At 36.4% G+C, this 24,079-nt stretch carries 24 protein-coding genes; 7 read left to right on the top strand and 17 right to left on the bottom strand.

Going from position 1 to position 24,079, the window contains the following annotated elements; all coding sequences use genetic code 11:
• The first annotated feature begins 185 nt into the window (after window positions 1-185).
• A complete protein-coding gene (locus EXE09_RS14275) occupies window positions 186-944 on the top strand; it encodes a nitroreductase family protein (protein ID WP_130117715.1) in 759 nt (252 codons plus the stop codon).
• Window positions 945-1,068: 124 nt separating this feature from the next.
• Here EXE09_RS14275 and EXE09_RS14270 read toward each other — a convergent pair whose 3' ends face one another.
• The 11 genes from EXE09_RS14270 to EXE09_RS14220 all read right to left on the bottom strand — a co-directional run bounded on the left by EXE09_RS14270 (window position 1,069) and on the right by EXE09_RS14220 (window position 13,431).
• Window positions 1,069-1,914, bottom strand: a complete 846-nt coding sequence (locus EXE09_RS14270) for an FkbM family methyltransferase (RefSeq protein WP_130117714.1) — start codon at window positions 1,912-1,914, stop codon at window positions 1,069-1,071.
• A gap of 82 nt (window positions 1,915-1,996) precedes the next feature.
• Window positions 1,997-2,311 carry an NGG1p interacting factor NIF3 gene (locus EXE09_RS14265; protein WP_130117713.1) on the bottom strand — a complete coding sequence of 105 codons (315 nt, stop codon included), beginning with the start codon at window positions 2,309-2,311 and terminating at the stop codon, window positions 1,997-1,999.
• A 9-nt stretch (window positions 2,312-2,320) separates the two neighbouring features.
• Entirely contained in the window at window positions 2,321-3,580 is a 1,260-nt protein-coding gene (locus EXE09_RS14260) for a putative phage abortive infection protein (protein ID WP_165382072.1), read from the bottom strand.
• 106 nt (window positions 3,581-3,686) lie between these two features.
• Window positions 3,687-6,683: a DNA gyrase subunit A gene (gyrA, locus tag EXE09_RS14255; RefSeq protein WP_130117711.1), complete on the bottom strand. Its 2,997-nt coding sequence runs from the start codon at window positions 6,681-6,683 to the stop codon at window positions 3,687-3,689.
• A 258-nt stretch (window positions 6,684-6,941) separates the two neighbouring features.
• Window positions 6,942-7,610 (bottom strand): hypothetical protein, encoded by a 669-nt coding sequence (locus EXE09_RS14250; protein WP_130117710.1) that lies wholly within the window; start codon window positions 7,608-7,610, stop codon window positions 6,942-6,944.
• 403 nt (window positions 7,611-8,013) lie between these two features.
• Window positions 8,014-8,904 (bottom strand): zinc ribbon domain-containing protein, encoded by an 891-nt coding sequence (locus tag EXE09_RS14245; RefSeq protein ID WP_130117709.1) that lies wholly within the window; start codon window positions 8,902-8,904, stop codon window positions 8,014-8,016.
• A gap of 62 nt (window positions 8,905-8,966) precedes the next feature.
• Entirely contained in the window at window positions 8,967-9,707 is a 741-nt protein-coding gene (locus tag EXE09_RS14240) for a hypothetical protein (protein ID WP_130117708.1), read from the bottom strand.
• A 98-nt stretch (window positions 9,708-9,805) separates the two neighbouring features.
• Entirely contained in the window at window positions 9,806-10,465 is a 660-nt protein-coding gene (locus tag EXE09_RS14235) for a hypothetical protein (protein ID WP_130117707.1), read from the bottom strand.
• Window positions 10,466-10,651: 186 nt separating this feature from the next.
• Window positions 10,652-11,584, bottom strand: coding sequence for an FAD-binding protein (locus tag EXE09_RS14230; RefSeq protein WP_068973544.1), 933 nt, complete (start codon window positions 11,582-11,584; stop codon window positions 10,652-10,654).
• Between the two features lie 18 nt (window positions 11,585-11,602).
• Window positions 11,603-12,355 carry an electron transfer flavoprotein subunit beta/FixA family protein gene (locus tag EXE09_RS14225; RefSeq protein ID WP_087552476.1) on the bottom strand — a complete coding sequence of 251 codons (753 nt, stop codon included), beginning with the start codon at window positions 12,353-12,355 and terminating at the stop codon, window positions 11,603-11,605.
• 470 nt (window positions 12,356-12,825) lie between these two features.
• Entirely contained in the window at window positions 12,826-13,431 is a 606-nt protein-coding gene (locus EXE09_RS14220) for a LysE family translocator (protein ID WP_130117706.1), read from the bottom strand.
• A gap of 115 nt (window positions 13,432-13,546) precedes the next feature.
• On the opposite strand from EXE09_RS14220, the gene EXE09_RS14215 reads away from it, so the two are divergent.
• The 3 genes from EXE09_RS14215 (at window position 13,547) to EXE09_RS14205 (ending at window position 15,255) form a co-directional block, all read left to right on the top strand.
• A complete protein-coding gene (locus EXE09_RS14215; RefSeq protein WP_068973541.1) occupies window positions 13,547-14,041 on the top strand; it encodes an Lrp/AsnC family transcriptional regulator in 495 nt (164 codons plus the stop codon).
• 29 nt (window positions 14,042-14,070) lie between these two features.
• The gene (locus tag EXE09_RS14210) at window positions 14,071-14,625 is read left to right on the top strand and encodes a GNAT family N-acetyltransferase (RefSeq protein WP_130117705.1); all 555 of its coding nucleotides are present in this window, start codon (window positions 14,071-14,073) and stop codon (window positions 14,623-14,625) included.
• An 84-nt stretch (window positions 14,626-14,709) separates the two neighbouring features.
• Complete coding sequence (locus EXE09_RS14205) at window positions 14,710-15,255, top strand: GNAT family N-acetyltransferase (protein WP_130117704.1); 546 nt, start codon at window positions 14,710-14,712, stop codon at window positions 15,253-15,255.
• Between the two features lie 17 nt (window positions 15,256-15,272).
• On the opposite strand, the gene EXE09_RS14200 is transcribed toward EXE09_RS14205, so the two are convergent.
• The 4 genes from EXE09_RS14200 to EXE09_RS14185 form a co-directional block, all read right to left on the bottom strand.
• Complete coding sequence (locus EXE09_RS14200) at window positions 15,273-15,644, bottom strand: hypothetical protein (protein ID WP_068973538.1); 372 nt, start codon at window positions 15,642-15,644, stop codon at window positions 15,273-15,275.
• Window positions 15,645-15,857: 213 nt separating this feature from the next.
• Window positions 15,858-16,760 (bottom strand): tyrosine recombinase XerC, encoded by a 903-nt coding sequence (locus EXE09_RS14195; protein ID WP_162994979.1) that lies wholly within the window; start codon window positions 16,758-16,760, stop codon window positions 15,858-15,860.
• 56 nt (window positions 16,761-16,816) lie between these two features.
• The gene (locus tag EXE09_RS14190) at window positions 16,817-17,635 is read right to left on the bottom strand and encodes an enhanced serine sensitivity protein SseB C-terminal domain-containing protein (RefSeq protein WP_165382071.1); all 819 of its coding nucleotides are present in this window, start codon (window positions 17,633-17,635) and stop codon (window positions 16,817-16,819) included.
• A gap of 214 nt (window positions 17,636-17,849) precedes the next feature.
• Window positions 17,850-18,746, bottom strand: coding sequence for a M28 family peptidase (locus tag EXE09_RS14185; protein WP_228257218.1), 897 nt, complete (start codon window positions 18,744-18,746; stop codon window positions 17,850-17,852).
• A gap of 204 nt (window positions 18,747-18,950) precedes the next feature.
• Between EXE09_RS14185 and rlmH the strand changes: the two genes are divergently transcribed.
• From rlmH to EXE09_RS14170, 3 genes are all read left to right on the top strand, one after another.
• The gene (rlmH, locus tag EXE09_RS14180) at window positions 18,951-19,433 is read left to right on the top strand and encodes a 23S rRNA (pseudouridine(1915)-N(3))-methyltransferase RlmH (protein ID WP_087552483.1); all 483 of its coding nucleotides are present in this window, start codon (window positions 18,951-18,953) and stop codon (window positions 19,431-19,433) included.
• Between the two features lie 61 nt (window positions 19,434-19,494).
• The gene (locus EXE09_RS14175) at window positions 19,495-20,271 is read left to right on the top strand and encodes a DODA-type extradiol aromatic ring-opening family dioxygenase (protein WP_130117701.1); all 777 of its coding nucleotides are present in this window, start codon (window positions 19,495-19,497) and stop codon (window positions 20,269-20,271) included.
• Window positions 20,272-20,461: 190 nt separating this feature from the next.
• Window positions 20,462-21,238: a DUF4377 domain-containing protein gene (locus EXE09_RS14170; RefSeq protein WP_130117700.1), complete on the top strand. Its 777-nt coding sequence runs from the start codon at window positions 20,462-20,464 to the stop codon at window positions 21,236-21,238.
• 203 nt (window positions 21,239-21,441) lie between these two features.
• Here the strand turns inward: EXE09_RS14170 and EXE09_RS14165 are convergent, their stop codons facing one another.
• Both EXE09_RS14165 and gdhA read right to left on the bottom strand, forming a co-directional pair.
• Window positions 21,442-22,347, bottom strand: a complete 906-nt coding sequence (locus tag EXE09_RS14165) for an alpha/beta hydrolase (protein WP_068973531.1) — start codon at window positions 22,345-22,347, stop codon at window positions 21,442-21,444.
• Window positions 22,348-22,526: 179 nt separating this feature from the next.
• Entirely contained in the window at window positions 22,527-23,870 is a 1,344-nt protein-coding gene (gene gdhA, locus EXE09_RS14160; protein ID WP_087552488.1) for an NADP-specific glutamate dehydrogenase, read from the bottom strand.
• Window positions 23,871-24,079 lie beyond the last annotated feature (209 nt).

The raw sequence follows: 24,079 nt of genomic DNA, 5'->3' as shown, positions 1-24,079 counted from the left end.
GTATTCAATAGTTTGACGGAAGTGGACGAGTTTTGCGGATGACAATGGTTTTGCCTCCTTTTCCCGAAAGAAAAGGAGGTCGAGCCGAAGGCTAATCCCTAAATTAAAACTTTTGATGTAAGACTCCGTCAAAAACTACAAAACCATTTTAAATCTTCATAAAAAATTTCAATAAGGTTAAACCAATGCCACAAGACTCTACTGAAAAGAAGCGTTATTACGAACCTGCACCACAAGATATTGATGTCAATAATTTCCGTAAGGTTGTAGAAAGCCGTCGTTCTGTACGTAAATTTACCGATAAAGCGATTCCTGCTGAAATTTTAGATGCATGTTTAGATCTGGCATTACTTGCACCAAACTCTTCAAACTTACAACCTTGGACGTTTTATGTGGTTCAAAATCCTGCCAAGAAAAAGCAATTGGTCAAAGCGTGTATGAGTCAGTGGTCTGCACGTACCGCGGCTGAGTTAATTGTCTGTGTTGCACGTACTGACCGTGTTGACGAAATGGCGAAAAAGAATATTTCTGAATTCCCTTTTCCAGAAATTCCACCTTTGGTCAAAAAATACTATAAATTTATTCCATATAATTATAAAACTGGCTATTTCAACGCATTGGGTAATTTTAAAAAAGTTGCATTTAAAATAGCACGTACTTTCGATAAACAAATGCCTGTGACTGCTTTTAGTCAAGCTGATGCCGTATTGTGGGCAACTAAAACCACCGCGCTTGCATGTGAAAATTTAGTCTTGGCTTTACGTGCTTATGGTTTTGATAGCTGTATGATGGAAGGATTTGACGAGCCTTTGGTACGTAAAATTCTCAATCTTGGTGATCTTGAATATCCTGTGATGGTGATTGGTGCAGGTGAACGTGCTGAAGATGGTGTGTTCTTCCCACAATATCGCTTTGATCGTGATTTGTTTATCCAGAAAGTTTAAGTCATTGTGAATATTTAAATTAATCATCATAGACAAGTGATAAGTTTCAACTTGTCTATGCGATTAGCTAATTTAAGCTTTGGTTTTAGTATCTTTATTTATGAATTATTTTTGGATCTAATCATTAAAAAATTGTTTGTAAATACTCAACATATTCATGCTTGGCAGATTCGGATAAAACCTGACGCTCCTCAAGTAAGATCACACAACGCAAAGCCAAATCATAAGAACGATAAGCATAATGAGCAATCACAGCCAATTGCTTAAGTTGTTCATCATTCATTAATTCAGGTTTTGAGAAGTCACGTACATAAACTAAATCCGCTTCCAAAAGCTGATTTAGTGGCTGTGCTGGATTCTGATTCAATACCATCGGAGATATAGGCCAATGTTTTACCGCAGCAAAACAATGTGGCACAAAACCTTGTGATCTCAACTCAATATCAATTTCCCCAAAGCCAGCTTGGTTTTGATACAACGTCATAAATGACACTTCAGTTTGAATCGCGACTGCAGTTTTTAATTGTTGATGTCCATGCTTAAAAACATTGAGTTCACCACCTTGTATATCAATTTTTAAATAATCCACGTGCTGTATTTCATGAATATCATCAAATCGAATGGTTGGAACATTCACTCGCTCTAATACTTCACCAAGAGGTAAATAGAAATCAAATACTTGGAGTACCTCTGGATTGGGTTCAAATAAACTGGTCATCCCCGATGAGCGACAAATACGTAGCTGATGCTCTGTTCCATCCCCCACCACATAGGGCAAATAATTTTCCAGTTCGCTTTTTTGTTGATTTAATATTGCTAAAGCATGTGTTTGTGGTTCAAAACCCACCACTTCACAAATTTTCAGATCAAGCATTGTTTTATACGGTGGCTCTCCATCGATTGGATTTGCACCAATATCAACAACTTTAGTTCTATTTTTAGGTTTTAAAAGCTGATAAAAAAAATCCATTGCATTCATTTTTATAAAATATATTTTGTTAAATTCTCATTTTTAAACGCATAAAACAATGGTTTTTTCTCAATATTTTAGCTTACTCGATTTCAATCATCTGAATAAACTCAAAGGCAGGTTCTTCATAAGGATGGCTTGCCTTTAAAGCCTGTGCCACTAATTTTGCTTGATCCTCTGGAACAATGGTTTCCACACGCCATTCTGGAATTTGCTCCAAAGTATTCAATTCACCAATAAATGGCTTTGCATCTTTAACAGGTTTAAATTGCCCTGTGCCTAAAACTTGCCATGCACAGTGTTCATAATTTCCGATCCCACCTGCGCCTGCTTCAAAAATAGCGAGTTTAGTGGATTCTAGGTGTGATTCGGGGACGTAGTAGATGAGTTTTAGCATAATTCCCCTTTATTGAATTACAATCCAATCACGATTATCCAAGATATTATCAAAACCATTTTGATGAGATTGGAAACTATTCAAACTAAACTTACATTTAATTTGCAAATTACTTTCCTTATAGATAAATATTATTTCAAAAAATGAATGTCTGTATTTAGCTTGTAATAAGCTATCATTTAAATCAATATCTAACCATGGTACTTGAAATACCTTTGTTTTTTTCGATGCTAATTCTTGCACTAATATTGAAACTTCCTTATTATTAATCTGTATAGAAAATTTAAATAAATTACTATTTACACTTTTACTAATATCTAATTCTTTTTCCAATAAACAATAGCATAAATCATGAATACTAAATATATTATGATTACTAACTAAAAAATCGTAATACCAAACTTTTTTTGCAGACTCTAGATACAGACTATTTCCAAATACATCATCATCATAATTTTTCAAACAACAAAGTAAATAGAAATTAAATTTTTGCTCATTTGAGAATTGAAGACTAAAATCCATATGTTCTAAAAAAGAAAATTCTTTTAAAAACTCATAAAATTCATCAAAATCATCACTATAACCGTCACAGTTACAATTCAACATTAATAGTTGTAATAAAGCATTTTCTACAGAAGCTCTTGTGATATTACTATATTTTTTCTTTTCACTCATTTCTAAAAATTTATTTTCACTAATTAGTTTCAATATTTGATATAAAATAATAAAATAACGAGTCAACAAATATTTTTTTCTTAAATTAACTTGTTTGTTTTCTAAACTATCATCTTGCAAGAAAATTCCATAAAAATCTACTATTAGATTTCTTTCATTAAAATCTTTATTTATTATATTTAATTCATTTAACATAGTTGCAAACAGCATATCAAATTGTTGAATTTTTTGTGTTTTTTCAATCTCAATGTGAGCTTTAGCAGACAAAGCTAATTGCTGATTACTTATTGTTAATTCATTTCTATTTAATTCCAAAGCTTCCTGATTCAACTTTAATGCATTTTCATTTTGTTCAATTGCTTTTTTAGTTTCTTTTAAAATTTCCTGATTTTGTTCTAGTTGCTTATTTTGATAAATTAAAGTAATTAACAGCGCTGAAAAGCTTAATAAGGCAAATATGGGATTTAATATCCCGCCAATATAATCACCAAAAGCACCCCATACTGCAGTATCACTACTAATAAATCTGAAAGTTGAAAAATACATAAACAATAAAAATGTTACAAAAATAAAAATACCTATAAAAATAGCCATAATATTATCTTTATACCTAGAAAACATCTTGATTCCCCAAACAATTATTCCATCTAAAATTATTATAAAAAAGAGCGCCTTAGCGCCCTTCTTTTATTTCTAAGAATTACTCGTCAGACTCATTATCCATAGAATCAGTATCACCTTCTTCCATAATAGTTTCATCACCAACAAGCTTTTCATTATCGACTAATGCTTCACCATCAATCACTTCAGGTGCATCCAAGACTTCATCTTCTTCAACGGCATCTACAGCCACAACACCAACTAAGATTTCTTCATTACCCAAACGGATCAAACGAACACCTTGAGCATTACGACCTGTTTGTGCAATTTCAGAAGCACGAGTACGGACTAAAGTACCACCATCAGAAATCAACATCACTTCTTTGGTCACATCTATCGCAACTGCACCAACCAATTCACCATTACGTTCAGAGGTCTTAATGGCGATGATGCCTTTACCACCACGTTTCTTGGTTGGGAAGTCATCAACAGGAGTACGTTTACCATAACCATTTGCAGAAGCACACAACACTTCGCCAGTTTCAGGAACAACTACTAATGAAACAATACGACTGATAAAGTTCGAATCTGAAGAATCCTCATCATCCGAATCTACATCAGTTTCAGTTTCTTCATCCGCTTGAGCCGCAGCAAGTGTTACACGCATACCACGAACACCTTTCGCAGTACGACCCATCACACGCGCATCTGTTTCAGAGAAGCGGATTGCTTTACCTTCATTCGAGAACAACATGATTTGCTGCTCGCCATCAGTAATTGCAACACCAATCAAGGTATCTTCTTCTTTCAACTCAATTGCACGTAAACCATTTGAACGAACATTACTAAACTGTTCTAATTCAACACGTTTAACCGTACCTGAAGCCGTTGCCATGAAGACATAGAAGTTTTTACGAACATTTTCAGCACGTTCAGCAAACTCAGCAACCAACTCATCATCACAATCAGACGCTGTTAATTCTGCACTGAGCTCTTTTAACTGAACACGTAATGCAGGTGATAAATCATCTGGATTTTCACCCAATTCTGCAAATGCAGCTTTCAATGCTTCGTAATGACCATCAATGATTTGATTTTCACGAAGTTTAGCCACATTCGAACGCACAAAAGTTCTAAACTCAGCTAAACGCTCTGTAAATTTCTTCGGTGCATCAATTACAGGGAGAATCGCTGTAATCGTTTCATCTGCATCTAATGGCAACAAGTTCACCATCGGACGACCTTTCGCACCACGTGATGCTTGTGGTACTTCAAACACTTTCAAGCGATAAACTTTACCGACATTGGTAAAGCAAAGTACGGTTGCATGATTCGATGTCACGATGAGATGTTGAATATAATCATCTTCTTTCATCGACGTTGCAGATTTACCACGTCCACCACGGCGTTGTGCGGCGTAGTCAGACAATGGTTGAGTTTTTGCATAACCTGTTTTAGAAACAGTCAATACAACTTGCTCTTCTGGGATTAAATCTTCACGAGAGAAGTCGATACGTGATTCTACAATTTCCGTTTTACGCGCATCGCCATATTGTTGAAGAATCAATGCGAGTTCTTCTTTAATGACGCCCATCAATAAATTAAAGTCATTTAAAATCGCTGTAAGTTCAGCAATTTGACCTAAAATTTCAGAGTATTCCGCTTGTAATTTGTCTTGTTCAAGACCTGTCAAACGGTGTAGACGTAATTCTAAAATCGCACCGACTTGCGCAGGTGATAAACGATAAATATTGCCATCTAAACCAAATGGACGATTCGGGTCTTCACCTTCAATCTCATCAGGGCGAACAGAAATTGCACCTGCTTTTTCAAGCAATGCAACAACACCACCGCCAGCCCACTCACCCGCTTGTAAACGCTCTCGCGCTTCTTGTGGATTTGCAGAAGTTTTGATGGTTTCAATAATTTCATCAATATTCGCTAAAGCAACGGTTAAACCTTCTAAGATATGACCACGCTCACGTGCTTTACGCAATTCAAACATCGTACGACGTGTGACTACTTCTTGACGATGACGAATAAATGCAGCAACAATATCTTTCAAATTCATTAACTTCGGCTGACCATTGTCTAGGCAAACCATGTTAATGCTGAACGAGTTTTCTAATTGAGTATTGAGGAATAGATTATTCACAATCACTTCAGCGTTTTCACCACGCTTCAAGTCAATTGCAATACGCATTCCTTCTTTATCAGACTCATCACGTAATTCTGAAATGCCTTCGAGTTTTTTCTCTTTCACCAATTCAGCGATACGTTCAATGGTCTTCGCTTTGTTGACTTGATAAGGAATTTCAGTGAATACAATCGTATTACGACCTGTTTTTTGATCTTCTTCGATATGGTATTTACCACGAATATGCAAACGACCTTTACCTGTACGGTAAGCATCTACAATTCCTGATTTACCATAAATAATACCGCCTGTAGGGAAATCTGGACCAGATACGTGTTCCATCAACCCTTCAATTGAAATTTGTGGATTTTCAGCATAAGCCAAACATGCATTGATCACTTCAGTCATGTTGTGTGGCGCCATATTGGTCGCCATACCCACTGCAATACCCGTTACACCGTTGATCAATAAGTTTGGAATACGGGTCGGCATCACTTGAGGAATGCGTTCAGAACCGTCGTAGTTATCTTCCCATTCGACTGTATCTTTTTCTAAATCAGCCAACATTTCATGGGTTAACTTACGCATACGGACTTCGGTATAACGCATAGCCGCTGCACTATCACCATCGACAGAACCGAAGTTACCTTGACCATCAACCAATTGATAACGTAAGCTGAAATCTTGCGCCATACGAACAATGGTTTCATATACAGCTAAATCACCATGTGGGTGATATTTACCGATCACATCCCCGACGACACGGGCAGATTTTTTATAAGCTTTGTTATAGTCGTTGCCCAACTCGTGCATAGCGAAAAGCACACGACGATGAACAGGTTTTAGACCATCTCTCACGTCTGGTAATGCACGAGATACAATCACACTCATGGCATAATCAAGATATGAGTTCTTGAGTTCATCCTCAATGGCAATCGGTCTAGTTTCCGATACGCTCATGCATACTCCTTATTTCAAACAGCGCAGACTGCAACTGCTGATTTATATGATCAAGCTAATCAAAATTTAGCTCAAAAAAAGTTGAGCCAAAATCTAAAATTCAGTCGCACAGTATAGCACAAATCCATTCGATTTTGTGTCAAACAGCATGCTTGAAAATGAGGATTTTTTGTCTTTATTTTGAACAAATTTAACGATTTATTTCCAATAAAAAACCTCCAACAATGGAGGCTAATTTTTTTATAAGATATTAAAAAATTAGTGGGCATTTTTATAGTCAGAAAGCTCATTTGATTCCGCTTCTTGCGGTACGAGAATCGCCTGTTTTACAATTTTTTTATCTTGTTTCATCAGTAAATAACTGACTTCGAATAAACCCCAAATCACTGGGAATTCATACATTTCTTCAATCAAATCTTTATAGGCAAGATCATGTAAGAAAAGTGGCGCAATCATCCGACTATGTTCAACCGCATCTGAAATGATCAGTCCAATCACTGCCAATAAAAAGCTAAAAATAGGAAAGCTTATTGTTTTAAACTTTAGTGCAATTTCTTCACGCAGTTTTTTAGAAAATAGCATCAATACAACAGGTGCAATAAAGAAAATAGACAATATACGGAAGTAAATGTGCGGAACATCAGGGAAAAAATCACGCCCCCAACTAATACTGCGTCCAAACAATAAAATCCACCAAAACACCGCCCACAACCAAAACTGTTTCTTACCTTCTGGACAATCAAGCGGTCGCATATAGTAATAACTATAAACTGCAAAGCTCAATAACATTAAAGCTTGAATATTCTCGATCGACAATACAACGAAGCCATCCATCAATGGTACGTGAGAGTTTGCAAGAAAAGGAATAAAAAAACACAGAACCACAAGCCCTATTGTAGGGCTTGTCAGCTTTTTGGAAATTAACATGTGGGAGAACTCCGCCCAAAAAATAGGCTATAAAATGGAATATTACCATAATATTACAATGAATATTCCTAAATAATTACACCTAAAAGTGACTGTGTATTTTATAAATTCAAAATTATTATTATATTTTTAAGGCTTAAATTGATAACTAAGGCTAAATTTATATGTGATTATTCTTTAAAATTATCATGTAAATATAATGAGAAACCACTAAGAAATCACCAGTCAAAAATTCAACATGATCAGAAATCAACCCAATACATAAATAAAGTGAAATATTAACGAAAACTCTCATCGTCTAAGTTAGATATTTCCTGTTAGAAAAACTGAAGCCCAATCTGCAAAATTGGCAAATTACAAAAAGCAATCAAAATGGATGTGTAACGTTTTCACATCCATTGTGCTACTCGACAATTGGTGCTGTAGGCTCACTCGACTCTGGCTCGCATTCAGACATTTCCCCCTCAGAAATGCCAACTTTATAGCAAGACCATCCTATGATTTTCTTATTTTTTATTTCAGGTTTTAAATAAATATGTTCGTTCGGAAACTCTGCGAATGAACCAATAATCATACCATTCCGTATTTCAATTACATCATGAATGGATTGATCAAATTCTACTTGATCAAATTTTTCAATCTCTTGTAAATTCTCTGGTAGAGCACGGGTTGCACCGAACATCCTTTCTATATTTTGCTGATAGGATCGCATCTCGGCATAACGTTGCTCATACTCGTTTGCATCAACTACAGCATCAGTTGTCACAATATCTTCCATAATCACATCTTCAACAGCAGCCTCATCATTTTCACGCTGAATGCGTAGATGCTCACGTATTTGATATTGAATTTCAGGAATAATCACACTTGTAATCAGCGTAATTACAGGTGATGCAAAAATGAATACCGCAATAATGATAAAAAACCATTTGTTATATTTAGGCTTTTTCCTAGGTTGATTTTGAGCATTTTCCCAAGCATCTTTTGCTTTGTCTTGCCACGAATCAAGTAGGATTCTCGCCTTATCTTCAATCTTTGTATTTTTATCTAAAATTGTATCCGTAATTGATTGATTTTGATTTGAATGACTATTCTGGCTTGGCTTGGTATTTGGCTGAATACTCGGATCTGGATTGAAAATATCCTGTTTCTTATTTTCACGGCGAATTGATGATTGAACATGTTGATTGCCCGTAAAGTCATCAGAACTCTTCGGATGCTTTAAACGCGTACCACATATTCCACATTTAACGGCTTCACTAATATTTTCAGCATGACACTTTTGGCATTTCATTTTAATTATTCAACTTGCTTGTTGTTATCATGTACTTCTATAGCATAGATCAAAAAACATAGCTACTTTTCACCAAAAGGGTGCTGATGACTAAACAAGCAATTTTTTAAATATTTATTCTCAATAATATTCACTGCAATACATTGCCATTCTAAATGCTGATCTCGGGTAATAATAGGATGATAGATCAACATTTTCTTAGGATCATCCGTGGGTTTCCCGATAATATTTCCATATTGGTCAAAGTAAATTTGGGTAAATGTTTTCTGGATTGTCACCTGTGTAGTCGCTAATTTTTGGTGTTGTTGAAAATATTGACTCGCTTGAATCATGGTCATTTGCATATTTAAAATGGATAAGGAGATTTGTCTTAATTCCCAATCATCCTGCGCACGATTTGAATCACCTTGACTATTCGGATGTTTTATTTTGGGTAACTTCGCTATTTTTTCGGCATAAGTTAATTTTTCCGCTTCATATTTAGGTTGAAGATAAAATTTTGAGACTAAGACAAGAAATAAACCCAGAAATGGCAGTACGCAAAGGATAATCATAGATACTTTGAATTTAAGCTCATTTATTTTTTTGATCGTACTAAAAACAGAATTTTTTGGCGTAGCGACAATATCTTCAACATCAGTTCGGGCGATTTCCTTCTGCACATTCTCTTGTATATCTAACTGAATAATTTTATTTTCAAAGTGCTGATCTTGATGTTTTTGAATAGGATTTAGCCGTGCACGACAGTTTAAACATCGCACAGCTTCTAGAATATTTTCTGCACCACACTTCTGACATTGCATTTTTATTTCTCACCTTTTCATTCTTCTTTTAATGCTCTTTTTATCCTTGATTAAATAGTGTTATTCCCTGCAACTTACTAAAATTTTAGTTTTTATAATTAGTTTTTATAAATAGACACACCTTTAATCGGAATATCTTGAATCTGACTCATTTCAATACACCCTGTATCCGCTAGGCTCGAATCAAACCCCGAAAGATAACAATCCCACACCAATTGTTTATGCTGGTTCAAAAAAGGGACAAAAATCATCGTCATGGGTTGTGAACCTTGTATATCGGTAATCAAATAACCTTTGCCATTCATTGAAATTTGATCATTTTGCCAAGGCTTATTTTTTAGTTCACTTAGACTGCGTGGGTAACGATGATGTATAGCGTAATAACCTGCGATCTCACTCTTAATAGCAGTTAAGTCATGACGAGATTGTTCTATCAAATTCAAATCGTGTGGTACAGAGGCCGTATTTTTAGATGAACTCGAAGCTGTATGTTGTTCAAGTAAATAGGGTTTTGCAATAAAAGCAAAAAATGTCCCAATTAATGCAGGAACGAGAAACATTAAAGTACAGCCGATGATGACCCATAACTTCAATCCTTTTGGTCGGAGAATATTTCCAATAAAAGCTTTCAACCATCGAATAAAAAAACTGGGTTCAGGCTTAACAGAACGCACTGTTATGATTTTTAGAGCGATCCCACAACTCGCACAGCGAATTGCCTCCTCAATATTCGGTGTATGACATTTTTGACAAATCATTTTTTTAATCGTTCATTATTATTTATCATTCATTATTATAACAAGTGTTTTTAGTAAAAATTAAAACTCTACAAAAAGCTAAAATTCGAACAAACTCAGTAACATAATTCCTATCATATCTATATCTTAGATCATTCATTAAAAAACGCCCCTAAAAAGGAGCGTTTTTAAACTGAAATTACAAAATTAGATTTTAGAAACCAATTCTGGAACAACAGTATTCAAATCACCAACTAACCAGTAGTCTGCAACAGCATTGATTGGTGCTTCTTCATCTTTGTTGATCGCAACGATCACTTTAGAATCTTTCATACCCGCCAAGTGCTGAATCGCACCAGAAATACCGACAGCGATGTATAGATCAGGTGCAACAATTTTACCAGTTTGACCAACTTGCATATCGTTTGGAACGAAGCCAGCATCTACCGCAGCACGTGAAGCACCTTGAGCAGCACCAAGCTTGTCAGCAAGTGGATCAAGTACTTTATGGTAGTTCTCACCAGAACCTACACCACGACCACCTGAAACAACAATACGCGCAGCAGTTAATTCTGGACGTTCAGATTTCACGATTTCTTCAGAAATGAACTTAGAAATACCAGCATCACCTGTAGAAGTCGCAGCTTCAACAGCAGCAGAACCACCTTCAGCAGCAACCGCATCAAATGCAGTACCACGAACAGTTGCAACAACAACTGATTCGCCAGATTCTACAGTTGCAATCGCGTTACCTGCATAGATTGGACGTTTGAAAGTTTTAGGACCTTCAACAGCAATGATGTCAGTGATCATGCTTACATCTAAAAGTGCAGCAGCGCGAGGTAAAATGTTTTTACCTGTCGTTGTAGAAGCAGCAAGGATGTGAGAATAACCCGCACCGATTGAAGCAACTAATTTTGCAACGTTTTCAGCCAATTGATTTGCATAAGCAGCATCATCAGCAAGTAATACTTTGCTTACACCAGCAACTTTAGCAGCTTGGTCAGCAACAGCCTGTGCACCAGAACCTGCAACCAATACAGTGATATCACCACCGATTTTTTGAGCCGCAGCAACAACGTTTAATGTTGCACCGTTAAGTGCTTTATTGTCGTGCTCAGCGATAACTAAAATACTCATGATTTTTATCCTTCTGTATTAGATCACTTTCGCTTCATTTTTAAGTTTTTCAACAAGCTCGTCTACAGACTTCACTTGTACGCCCGCTTTACGTTCAGCAGGTGGCTCAACTTTCACTGTTTTAAGTTTAGAAGTTGCAGTCACACCGTAGTCCGCAGGAGATTTAGTATCAAGCGGTTTCTTACGTGCTTTCATGATGTTAGGCAATGCTGCATAACGTGGTTCATTCAAACGTAAGTCAGTGGTGATGATCGCTGGCGTGTTCAACTCAACAGTTTGTAAACCACCATCAACTTCACGAGTTACTTGTACTTTGTCGCCATTTACAGTCACAACTGAAGCGAATGTACCTTGACCTGCGCCAAGCAAAGCACCAAGCATCTGACCAACTTGGTTAGAGTCGTCATCGATCGCTTGTTTACCTAAAAGTACAAGTTGTGGTTGTTCTTGTTCAACAACACCTTTCAGGATTTTAGCAACTTCTAAAGCACCAAGTTGGCTGTCATCAGCTTCAACTAAGATACCGCGATCTGCACCAAGCGCCATAGCAGAACGAATTTGTTCTTGGGCTTCTTTAGGACCAATAGAAACAACAACGATTTCTGAAACAGTTCCTTTTTCTTTTAAGCGAACCGCTTCTTCCACTGCGATTTCATCGAATGGGTTAATTGACATTTTAACGTTAGTAAGGTCTACCCCACTATTGTCCGGTTTAACGCGAACTTTAACGTTGGCATCAACCACACGTTTTACAGCAACAAGAGCCTTCATGTAATCCTCGGCTGTTTTAGCAAAAGTAAATGTTAAGAAGTGTTATAATAACGCTTCATTTAAAATTATTTAGGTGTCCTATCTTGCAATGTGTTTGGCATTTCGGTCAAGTCACAATTCACAAAACAGCAATAAAAGTTCTAAAAAAGCTTGAACGGACAGTTCACATTTTTTCTAAATATTTCTATCCAACGCTATAAGTTTACTATTTAAACAATATCTAAATATTGATAAATAACATTATTTATATAGCGCTTAGATATTTTTTCAATCGCTTCTAAAAATATTTTGAATCAATCAAAACAATTATACTATCCATAAAACGATGCTTGTAGAGTTTGTCAGTTTAGACAGAATAAGCAATTTTACTGAGTATGTTTATTGATAATTTTTGTGAATAATGCAGATCAAACTTGTAACAAAATAAAAAAGGAACTCATTTCAAGTTCCTTTATCTCTATTTCTTTTATTTAGTTAGCCATAAGCCACGCGGCTGCAAGTGCTAATAATGCACCAGAACCGCCATCAATCCACTTTTGTTTACGTTCATCAATTTGTTTCTTCTGTGAAATTTTTGCCACAACTAAGCTTAAAGCACAGTAAACAATAAAAATTAAACCGATAAAAATAAATGACAATGCAAATCCTTGAGCAATCGTATTCCCAGTTTTATCAATAAACTGCGGCAAAATTGCAAAATAAATCAACATCCCTTTAGGATTCAATAAAGCTGTAAAAAAACCTTTACGTATTGGATGTGCCTCAGCATTTTTCTCAATATGTAAATTTTTAGTACTTAGCACGGATTTCAACAAATGAAATGCCAAATACAATAAATAAGCGATACCTAGATAGCGAATCGTTTCAAATAGAACAGGAAATGAAACAATAATCGCGGCAATTCCAAGTGCCACAAGAATAGAATGCACTAAATAACCAGAACATACGCCAAGCGTAGCCATCATGCCTGATTTCGCATCTTTACCCATCACTTGTGACAGGATAAATAACATATCTGGTCCTGGTGTGAAAATTAACGGCAATACCGTTAAGGCAAAAACAACGAATACAGACATCATCTTTCCTTTTTTCTGTATGTTTAGAGGGTGAAAATAGTATCTGTGAAAATGTTTAAAATAGGATTGCAAATATTCTATAATAATGATTGTTTTTCGAATTAAATTCTAATTTATGAAAATTTCATCAAAGACTATTCTAATAAAGTTAGATCGTATTGATAAAAATATCATTCGTGCCTTACAAGCCAATGGGCGTATTCAAAACAATGATCTGGCGCGTGAAATTGGATTATCACCTTCCTCATGTTTAAGACGGGTTAGGCTTTTAGAAGAAGCTGGCGTGATTCAAAACTACACCACCGTGGTTGATCCTCAGAAAATTGGCTTCCAACTGATTTTATTTTCACGGATTTGGCTGTTAGGACAAGATGCGGAAACCATTGATCTATTTATTGAAGCAATGAAAGAACTTCCTCAAGTGATGGAATGCTATATTATTTTGGGTGAATGTGATGCAATGTTAAAAGTCGTCGTACCAGACTTAGAAAGTTACCGTAAATTTCAGTCGACTCATCTTACAAAGAAAAATGGCATCACCAGTGTAAAAACTGATGTACCAAGTCAGATCATTAAACAAAGTTTTCAGCTTCCTCTTGAAGATTTATAACGTGTAATGAGCATATTTGGAGTTAAATGATGAAGCAATTCCACCCACCCATTCAATTAGAAACGGTTCGGTTAATTCTCAGACCATGGAAAGCATCTGATTGGGAGCCTTTTGCACAACTCAATGCTGATCCAGATGTGATGCGCCACTTCCCTGCACCATTATCAAAAATTGAAAGTGATACTTTAGCTGAACGTATTCAATCGTTTATTTCAAAAGATGGCTGGGGATTTTGGGCGGTTGAATTAAAACAAAATCAGCAATTTATTGGTTTTACAGGGTTACATCATCAGCCTGAACAATTTGATTTTTCACCCTGTACCGAAATCGGTTGGCGATATGCAAAACAGCATTGGCATCAAGGTTATGCAACAGAAGCTGCGCAAGCTTGCTTAGATTTTGCTTTTCAGCAATTGGATTTAAATGAGGTAGTCGCTTTTACAGCAACGACAAATACCCCTTCTGAAAAAGTCATGCAACGCATCGGGATGCATTATGTAAAAAATTTTATTCATCCAAAAGTTGATTCTGAACACCCTTTGGCAGAACACTTACTTTATAGTATCGAACGTCCTACTGAATAAAATTTGATCTTTTGACATCATTGAGCTACACATTCAAACGATATTTTCCAAGTTGAATGTACATTAAAGGGATTGAAAACTAAAATGATTTACGAGTTATGTACTGAACGACTTTTACTTCGACAATGGAAAGATTCTGACTACGTCCCTTTTGCGCAAATCACTTCAAATCCTGAAGTAATGAAATATTTCCCCAAATTACTCGATGAATATGAAAGTAATGCTTTAGCAGAACAAATCAAATTTATCATTGATGTAAAGGGATGGGGCGTTTGGGCTGTGGAGTTGTTGGAAACGCAAGAATTTATCGGTTGTATTGGCTTACATCCCCAACCTTCAAAGTTTGAGTTTTCGCCTTGCATCGAAATCGGTTGGCGCATTGATCCTAAATTTTGGAATCAAGGCTATGCCACAGAAGGTGCTGAAGCATGTTTAAGGTTTGCATTTGAAGAGTTGAACTTGGAAGAAATTGTCGCATTTACCGCAAAAGACAATCTCGTATCGCAAAAGGTCATGGAAAAAATTGGAATGACATTTTCACATGACTTTTTGCATCCAGATTTTGATGATGAACATCCCTTACGAGAGGAGAAATTGTATCGAATCAAAAAACAGGATTTTTCGTTTTAACCTGTAAATAAATCCGCTTATTCAGCAAAAGAAGCTAAAAAATCACGATGAATATGACTTAAATCAATCAAGTCTTGATGTTCTAAATCTAAACTTTTCCAAATTTCGATAAAATCTTCTTTGGCATCAATATGATTTGAAACAGCTTTTGCCGCTTGCCATTGTTGATCAGAAATCCATAGATAAACTTGATTGGTATTGGTATTAATCGCTTGAACTTTACCCTCTGCATTAATACCCAGTATTTTACCTGCCTGCGGTAAAGTTGCCTCAATCTTCGGTAAGCTAAATTCAACAAAATGTTTAATTTGTCTTAAACCATAGCCCTTAAAAATGTCTTTTTGGGCTTGCGTCAGTTGCTTATATTTTTGTTCAAGTTCAGGGATCATGGGAAGACCTAAAGTTTTGCAAAATTGAATCAATAAAAAAGTATTGCATGAATACAGCGACTAGATATACAGCAGAGCACTACTAAAAACAATTATCCTTTCGGCTTTTTTATATGCAATTTATGTCTATTCTGTGAATAAAATGTTTAACTTAATATGATTAAAATCTACTCAAAACGTACAAAAAAAGGGGCTTAATGCACCTAACTAATGCTACTCATCATTTACTTTTGCACGTGATGCACGAGGATGCGCACGATCATAGACTTGCGCCAATTGATCAAAATCGACATGAGTATAAATCTGCGTAGTGGTCAAATTACTATGCCCTAACATTTCTTGAACTGCACGTAAGTCACCGCTATTGGACAACATATGACTGGCAAAACAATGACGTAATAAATGCGGATGCAAATCAACATTGACACCTGCACGAAGTGCCTGATATTTGACTCGATTTTCAATCTGACGCGGTGTAATACTCGTCCCACGTTGGGTAATAAAGACCAAAGATTCTGGGCTAAACTCACCCTGCCAAATACGATAAATTTTCAACCATGCGATTAAACTTTCACGCGCTTTAGAACCAAAAGGGACGATACGTGTTTTATTCCCTTTACCAGTAATTCGTAATAAATGACGATTAAAATCAATATCTTTAATGGCTAAACCTTGAATCTCAGCCAATCGTAAACCACTGGAATATAAAAGTTCTAAAATCGCCTTATCACGAATCCACAGTTGTTTTTCCAATGGCTTTTCAGGCTCGGGCTGATCCATGATTTGATTCACGGTTTCAATATCGATCATACCTGGCAATGGACGTGCTTGTCTTTTTAGTTGAAAATCATCCGCAGCATTAATCTCTAAATAATGCCCCTCTTTCGCCCATTTCATAAACTGACGAATCGAGGTTAGGTGACGTTGTAAACTGCTGGTCGTCAGTTGATCATTTTCCACACGAAATGCAATGTATTCTCTTAAATCAGAGGCTTCCACTTCAGTTAATTCAATCTGTTTGGCATAGCAAAAATCAATAAAATTCGAAACATCACGAAAATAAGCATCTAAAGTATGTTCAGATTGATTTTGTATTTTTCGATCTTTAATCCACATAGAGAGCAATTGCATTGCACCGTATTGCATACGCCCTCCTTGAGTTCACGTAAGCTTTAGTTAAACAGTGTAGCAAAGAATCCTTTTTTCTTGTCATCTTGTCGTAAATAAAAGGGTTGTGTTTGATGCAAAAGATATTGACCCAATGCAGTCTGATCATTCGCATCCACAAAGACCAGTTCGACGGTTTTTTTCTGCAACAATGAATCAGTTGCTGTTTGTTTCACTTGCCGATACAACTGTTGCTTTTCATGCTCAGTGAGTACTTGCGACAATTGCAAGCCAATCACCAAAGAAGATTTTGTTGCATGCTTTTCATCCATGACTTGTGCTAAATAAGCAAAAGAAACTGCATGATTGACCTGTAATAAAATTTTAATTTGTTCAACCATATTGATTGGATACGGACTAGGATGACTCAATTGTGTATTTGGGTCGATAGTTAGCTCCTCAACATCAGGTCTTAAACCAAAATCTCCGTTCAATAATCCAGCAATTTCAGCAGGTAGAAATTCCTTACCTATTTCAGAATAAGGATTTAAAACAACATGCGAGCCAAATGTTAACTCAAAAAAACTTCGCGTATTGATTCGTAAATAGTTTTCATTATTGCGGATTGTCTTTTGTAATCTTTCCAATGACGTAAAAAACGGGAAAAAAAATGTCCCATCTTTCTTTTGCCATTGTTTGATTTGAACTTCACTTCCCTCTTTCAAGGTATGTTCAATATGTTCACTAATGCTTTCTGCACTTGTTCCTAGAATATAAATGTAGGAATCCAAGAGTTGTTGTAAAAATTGAGGACGATAAGTCACCTGTTCAAATGCTTTTTCTAAAAGTTCTTCCAATGTAATTTCTAATGATTTGTTATACATTTTACACCCCCACATTTGCTTTTAATTAAAGCCTTCCTCTATCCATAGAATGAGACTAAACAGAGTGCCATGATCTTGCCTGTTTTACTGTTTAATAAATGAATGATCTACTTGAATTATCAATTGTTTATACATGATGGATTTTATTAGCAACATACATAAAAATAGGGATATTTTATACAAATTATTTCAACAATTAGTGTGTTAACTTCGACTACATATTTGATTTTTTTAAAATGGTATAAACCACTCCATTGACGACATCTGCCATTTTATTTAAGTTGAGTTTTTCTATCGTATCTTCAGCCGTGTGATAATGCTTATTTCTAAAAAAAGCAGTATCTGTGATCATGATTGCAGGAATATCAAGGTTCCAATAATTCAAATGATCAGAAAAATCGACACCTTGAATAAATGAAGGTGCAATCAGACGCTGACAATCCAAACGATTCATCGCTTTCATTGCATCACAATAGTTTTCACCCAAAGTGCGTGAACTAAAATTACTCACAGCACCAATAAAATTGCCATGTTTGGGATAAAACAAACCAAGTCCAGTCGGATAATCTTGCACATTTTTATGGTCAAAATATCCGATCATTTCTAGAATATATACCGCTTGAATTTGATCTTTCTGTTTTACCACCGATTGTGCGTGGACATAGCTTCCCATATGTTCAGTACGGAAATATGGGGGTTCTTCTAAAGTATAAAAAACCAACTCAACATTATGTTTTAATTCAGTTTTATTGTTTGCAAGTATTCTTGCTGTTTCAATCAACCCAACTACACCCGAAGCATTGTCATCTGCACCTTGAAAGTCTCCATAGACATCATAATGCGCACCAATTATGACTTTCTTCGCATTGCCTGTTTGAATACGACACACCACATTTTTATAGTTTTTTCCATCTATAGGATAACTCTGGTATTCACATGGGATAGAAAATGATTCAACTTGCTTTTTAAGATACGTCGCTACACGATCGAGTTCTTGAATATTTTCATAATTTCTAAAAGCTGTTGGCTGAATGACATTATTTAAATATTCCTTTAACCGCTCAGGTTCTGCTTGTCGATACAAGTTAGTATCCGAAGCAATACTCAGCATCGGAAAGTTTAAAGCAAGGGTGAATAAGAGAACATGTGGCATTTTTTTTAAAAATTGTACGGAGCGCATATTTATCCTAATTTTGGTTTTATCCTACTGCGTGTTGTAAAAAATCAGCAGTTAAAAATTCAATTGTTGTTCTAGGACTGAGAATAACCAATAACACGTTATAATAGTTCAATTACCACGTTTGAAATTGTTAATATGAAAATCCGCATTCTGACCATCGGTCAAAAAATGCCTGCATGGGTGCTGACTGGCTTTGAAGATTATTTCAAAAGAATTCAACCCTTTGTTCAAACTCAAATCATTGAGCTTCCAATGGCGAAACGTGGCAAAAATGATTCTGAAGCAGACATTTTGAAATATCGCCAAATTGAAGGTGATAGTATTTTGGCGCAACTCAAACAAAATGAAGTATTGATTGCCCTTGAGGTAGGTGGGCGTGAGTTTAGTACTGAAAAACTTGCTGAAACCATGAAAGGATGGATGCTCGAAGGCAATGATGTAGTTTTAGCCATCGGTGGACCTGATGGGCATTCTGAAGCGGTACGTAAAGCTGCAGCTTGGCATTGGTCATTGTCAAAACTTACCCTGCCACATCCAATGGTACGTGTAATGTTAATCGAACAGCTCTACCGAGCCATGACCATTAACCATAATCATCCTTATCACCGCGCAGGCTAACTGCCGCAGATTAATCTAAAAAGCTCGGCTTTTCCCACCAATGACTATTTAGGCAAAAGGTATGAATTTACAAACACTTCCAGGACTCTTTATTTCACATGGTTCACCCATGCTTGCACTAGATCCTGAGCAAGTGGGACCTGCATTACAACGCTTAGGTTATAACTTGCCCCGCCCTCAAGCCATCGTTGTTATGTCTGCGCATTGGGAAAGTAATGCTTTGGAAGTGAATACTGGGGTACGTCCTGAAACTTGGCATGATTTTCGTGGTTTCCCTAAAGAACTCTATGAAATCCGTTACCCTGCTCCTGGAAGCCCTGAACTGGCTGAAGAAATTCTCCAGCTTTTAGCCGAAGCCCAACTCACTGCTCACGCCAATAGTACTCGCCCTCGTGATCATGGCGTTTGGATGCCTTTATTACACATGTATCCAGAAGCAGATATTCCTGTCATTGAAATTTCTCTGCCTATAAATATGAATGCCGATCAAATCTATAAAATCGGTCAGACACTTGCGCCATTACGTGATAGACAAATTTTGCTCATTGGCTCTGGTAGTATTACTCATAATTTAAAAGAACTTTCTTGGAATAACCAAAATAATCAAGTCCCTGAATGGGCTTCATCATTTAGAAACTATGTTGTAAGCAAGCTCACGCATAGCAATTATGATGCAATATTGGACTGGGATAGCATTCCGTTTCTCAATAAAAATCATCCGACACTTGAACATTTTGCACCTATTTTCTTTGCTATGGGCACAGGACAACGCTTTAGCCTTGTACATAGTAGTTTTTCGATGGGTGCATTAGGAATGGATATTTATCGTTTTGACTAAAATATAGTCCTAAACAGTTTTACTGCCCCCAACTTTCCTTCACATTTCACACAACTTATAACAAATTGTTAAGCAATATTTAAGTTTTGGTTATATTGATACATAATGATACGTAAATGATAAATTGCGTCCATAGTTTTTGTACGCCAATCCAGTATTCTATAGCTATTCCTCCAAAAGTGAATAAAACATGAAATTCAAATATTTAGCTTTATCTCTACTTCCATTAGCCCTTGCAGCTTGCCAAACAAGTGATGTTCAAAAATTGGGGGATACTGCTGTGAAAGTTTTACAACAACAAGGTAATGCTGAACAAACATTAAATGCTTATCAGTGGTCATATCAGCCAGCCGGTACAAAACAACCGATTATTCTTAGTTTTAAAGATCAAAAGATGAGCATTGAAACGGGTTGTAATAATATGTTTGGTGCTGTAACGATTGCAAATAGTACTATTACTACAGGTAATTTAGCAGCGACCAATATGATGTGTACACCTGAACTTATGAAGCAAGAAGCTTTTGCAGGTTCATTATTCCAAGGTGGTAAAACAGCATTTGTTTTAGATACTGCCAATACTGAAGCGCCGACATTAACATTGATCAGCCCGACTGCAGGTAAAGTTGTATTTACAGGTAAAATGACACCAGAAACAAAATACAACACTCAAGGCGAAACCATCTTTTTAGAAATCAGCCCTGAAACCAAACAATGTACTGGTGTAGGTCCACAAACTTGTTTGCAAGTTCGTGAGATTAAATATGCTGAAAATGGTGTGAAAACCCAAGTCGATAAAGATTGGACTTTGTTCTATGACAATATTGATGGCTTTAAGCACACAGCAAATGAGCGTCAAGTGGTTCGCATCAAACGCTACGAAATTAAAAATCCTGCGGCAGATCAATCTAAATATGCCTATGTTCAAGACATGATCATTGAACGTGAAGCGATCAAAGGCTCATTGTAATTTTAAAATGCGAATAGCTTTAAATTGCGAATAGTTTTGAGAAGAACCGATGTTTAGGCATCGGTTTTTTTAGTACTCTATTTTGATCATACAAAAAGTGAAATCACATTATGTAAACGAATATTCTCAAGTGACTCTTCTAAAAGAAGACCTTAAATTACCCTGATACTTGATCAAAATACACAATTGTAACGCCTAAAATTTTATAAACTTCTTTGCCCCAACCAATAACCTGCTTTTTTCAAAGCGGTTTTACTTTCAGGAACAAAAGGCACAACTGTCCATGCATGCCACATGCCTGTCCAAATATCGAGTTGCACATCAACACCTTGTAGCTTGGCTTTACGGGCAAACTCACGGCTGTCATCCAACAAAACTTCCTTTGAACCCACTTGCACATAAAAAGGTGGCAAACCTGTAAAATCGGCAAACAAAGGCGAAATTTGAGGATTTTTACGATCTTGCTCCTGTACATAATGTCGTACAAAATCTCTTTCCAAGAAATATGTCCCTAAAAATGGATCACGATGATCTTGTTTCTTATGACTTGGCAAAGTCAGGGTTAAATCCAACCACGGTGACAACAGATAAACACGCTGTGGCAAAGCAACACCTGCATCACGTGCTCGAACACACAAAGCGAGTGCTAAGTTTCCACCCGCCGAATCACCACCTAAGACAATTTCATAACCTTGATATTTTTCAATAATGCCTTGCCATGCTGCAAATACATCATCAATTGCAGCAGGAAATCGTGCCTCAGGTGCTAACCGATAATCAGGTAAATAAGCAAAACTCGCTTGCGCCAACTGACATAGACTTGCCACATAACCCTTATAACTTTTCGGGCTACCCACGACAAAACCACCGCCATGAATATAGACCAAGATTCGTTTTGGATTTTTATTGGGGCGCAGGTTTTCAATTTGCATGGTAGGAACATTGCCAAACTGCACTTTTTTAGCCTTAAAAAACGCCGGCAATGGTGCAAGTTGTGTACCTTTCTCAAAAAAACTACGTAAAAATTGAGTATTATTTTTATGCAAAAGCAACATTCTTTTTTGTTGCTTAAATAACAACATCGCAATGTGGGATTGATAGCTAGACACTTTATTTTTTCCTTTTTGTTGTCACTCTACCTTAATCACATTCTGCATAAATCAAATTGGCTGATATTTTTTAAAATCATTGAAATGGGTAAATACCTAACAAAATATACAAAACTAAATTTTCGGCATAAAAAAACCGATGCAAAAGCATCGGTTTTTTTATGATTCTAAATTAAACCTTAGAATACACCTTGCGCTAACATTGCATCAGCAACTTTTACAAAGCCTGCAATATTTGCACCGTTTACATAGTTCACAGTACCATCTTCTTCAGTACCGTATTTCACACAGTTACGGTGAATTTCTTTCATGATCGCATGTAGGCGCTCATCCACTTCTTCAAATGTCCAACCCAAACGGATTGAGTTTTGTGACATTTCAAGACCTGAAGTTGCTACACCACCTGCATTTGACGCTTTACCTGGTGCATAAAGGATTTTCGCTTCAACGAATTTCTCAACAGCTTCAAGTGTAGAAGGCATATTTGCACCTTCAGCCACACAGATCACGCCGTTTGCAAGTAATGCAACCGCATCTTCTTCTGTTAACTCATTTTGAGTTGCACATGGAAGCGCGATGTCACACTTGATACCCCAAGGGCGTTTGCCTTCAAGATATTCAAAACCGTGTTTAGACGCGAACTCAGAAATACGACCACGTTTTACATTTTTAAGTTCCATCACTTCACAAAGAAGTTCAGTCGTGAAACCATCTTTCACGTAAACAGTACCGTTTGAGTCAGAAAGTGAAACCACTTTCGCACCCAAATACATTGCTTTTTCAGCAGCATATTGTGCAACGTTACCAGAACCTGAAATTGTTACAACTTTATCTTTAAAGCTGTCACTGCGAGTTTTTAGCATTTCTTCAGCAAAATATACAGTACCGAAACCAGTCGCTTCAGGGCGAGCCAAAGAACCACCGAAAGATAGACCTTTACCTGTGAATACGCATGAAGTGTCATTGCTGAGCTTCTTCATCATACCTGCCATGTAGCCGACTTCACGACCACCAACACCGATATCACCCGCAGGAATATCTGTGTTAGAACCAAGATGACGATATAACTCAACCATCAAAGCTTGACAGAAACGCATGATTTCGCCTTCTGACTTACCTTTCGGGTTAAAGTCAGAACCACCTTTACCACCACCCATAGGAAGTGTTGTTAAGGCATTTTTAAATGTTTGTTCGAAACCTAAGAATTTTAAAATCGAAAGGTTTACAGATGGATGGAAACGCATACCGCCCTTAAATGGACCAATCGCAGAGTTGTATTGGACACGGAAAGCACGGTTAACTTGAGTTTGACCTTGGTCATCTAACCAAGAAACGCGAAATTGAATAGCACGTTCAGGCTCTACAAGACGCTCAAGCAAACCATAATCTGCATATTGTGGATTTTTTTCAATAAATGGCCATAAGCTGGTCATTACTTCTTCTACAGCTTGCAGAAATTCAGGTTGATTTGGATCACGTGCTTTTACGTAATTTAAGAAGTCATTCAGGCTAGTATATTTCAACGTTCATTCCTCAGCAGAAAATGATTCAAAATGGTTCAAATAGTTCAATTAATGAATTATTTTGGCGCAAAGTATTTAAGCCCTTTTATTTCAAATCCACAACATTTTTTTTCATTATTTTAATTTTATACTTTTATTCAATAATATAATTAAAACTATCTATAACTTATTATTTTATAAATTATTAATATTATTTATCAATTATTGTT

The sequence above is a fragment of the Acinetobacter sp. WCHAc060025 genome (assembly GCF_004209355.1).
GTDB classification, from domain to species: domain Bacteria; phylum Pseudomonadota; class Gammaproteobacteria; order Pseudomonadales; family Moraxellaceae; genus Acinetobacter; species Acinetobacter wuhouensis.
The sequence above is the reverse complement of the archived record's forward strand: the minus strand, read 5'-3'. Positions and strand labels throughout refer to the sequence as shown.

What these genes read in the sequence shown, in the direction of transcription:
- EXE09_RS14235 (WP_130117707.1), bottom strand. Translation starts at nt 10,465, where the DNA reads ATGATTTGTCAAAAATGTCATACACCGAATATTGAGGAGGCAATTCGC.
- EXE09_RS14185 (WP_228257218.1), bottom strand. Translation starts at nt 18,746, where the DNA reads ATGCTGAGTATTGCTTCGGATACTAACTTGTATCGACAAGCAGAACCT.
- EXE09_RS14250 (WP_130117710.1), bottom strand. Translation starts at nt 7,610, where the DNA reads ATGTTAATTTCCAAAAAGCTGACAAGCCCTACAATAGGGCTTGTGGTT.
- EXE09_RS14205 (WP_130117704.1), top strand. Translation starts at nt 14,710, where the DNA reads ATGATTTACGAGTTATGTACTGAACGACTTTTACTTCGACAATGGAAA.
- EXE09_RS14220 (WP_130117706.1), bottom strand. Translation starts at nt 13,431, where the DNA reads ATGTCTGTATTCGTTGTTTTTGCCTTAACGGTATTGCCGTTAATTTTC.
- EXE09_RS14265 (WP_130117713.1), bottom strand. Translation starts at nt 2,311, where the DNA reads ATGCTAAAACTCATCTACTACGTCCCCGAATCACACCTAGAATCCACT.
- EXE09_RS14210 (WP_130117705.1), top strand. Translation starts at nt 14,071, where the DNA reads ATGAAGCAATTCCACCCACCCATTCAATTAGAAACGGTTCGGTTAATT.
- EXE09_RS14200 (WP_068973538.1), bottom strand. Translation starts at nt 15,644, where the DNA reads ATGATCCCTGAACTTGAACAAAAATATAAGCAACTGACGCAAGCCCAA.
- EXE09_RS14240 (WP_130117708.1), bottom strand. Translation starts at nt 9,707, where the DNA reads ATGCAATGTCAGAAGTGTGGTGCAGAAAATATTCTAGAAGCTGTGCGA.
- EXE09_RS14195 (WP_162994979.1), bottom strand. Translation starts at nt 16,760, where the DNA reads ATGTGGATTAAAGATCGAAAAATACAAAATCAATCTGAACATACTTTA.
- EXE09_RS14170 (WP_130117700.1), top strand. Translation starts at nt 20,462, where the DNA reads ATGAAATTCAAATATTTAGCTTTATCTCTACTTCCATTAGCCCTTGCA.
- rlmH (WP_087552483.1), top strand. Translation starts at nt 18,951, where the DNA reads ATGAAAATCCGCATTCTGACCATCGGTCAAAAAATGCCTGCATGGGTG.
- EXE09_RS14225 (WP_087552476.1), bottom strand. Translation starts at nt 12,355, where the DNA reads ATGAAGGCTCTTGTTGCTGTAAAACGTGTGGTTGATGCCAACGTTAAA.
- gyrA (WP_130117711.1), bottom strand. Translation starts at nt 6,683, where the DNA reads ATGAGCGTATCGGAAACTAGACCGATTGCCATTGAGGATGAACTCAAG.
- EXE09_RS14260 (WP_165382072.1), bottom strand. Translation starts at nt 3,580, where the DNA reads ATGGCTATTTTTATAGGTATTTTTATTTTTGTAACATTTTTATTGTTT.
- EXE09_RS14270 (WP_130117714.1), bottom strand. Translation starts at nt 1,914, where the DNA reads ATGGATTTTTTTTATCAGCTTTTAAAACCTAAAAATAGAACTAAAGTT.
- EXE09_RS14230 (WP_068973544.1), bottom strand. Translation starts at nt 11,584, where the DNA reads ATGAGTATTTTAGTTATCGCTGAGCACGACAATAAAGCACTTAACGGT.
- EXE09_RS14190 (WP_165382071.1), bottom strand. Translation starts at nt 17,635, where the DNA reads ATGTATAACAAATCATTAGAAATTACATTGGAAGAACTTTTAGAAAAA.
- EXE09_RS14275 (WP_130117715.1), top strand. Translation starts at nt 186, where the DNA reads ATGCCACAAGACTCTACTGAAAAGAAGCGTTATTACGAACCTGCACCA.
- EXE09_RS14175 (WP_130117701.1), top strand. Translation starts at nt 19,495, where the DNA reads ATGAATTTACAAACACTTCCAGGACTCTTTATTTCACATGGTTCACCC.
- EXE09_RS14245 (WP_130117709.1), bottom strand. Translation starts at nt 8,904, where the DNA reads ATGAAATGCCAAAAGTGTCATGCTGAAAATATTAGTGAAGCCGTTAAA.
- EXE09_RS14215 (WP_068973541.1), top strand. Translation starts at nt 13,547, where the DNA reads ATGAAAATTTCATCAAAGACTATTCTAATAAAGTTAGATCGTATTGAT.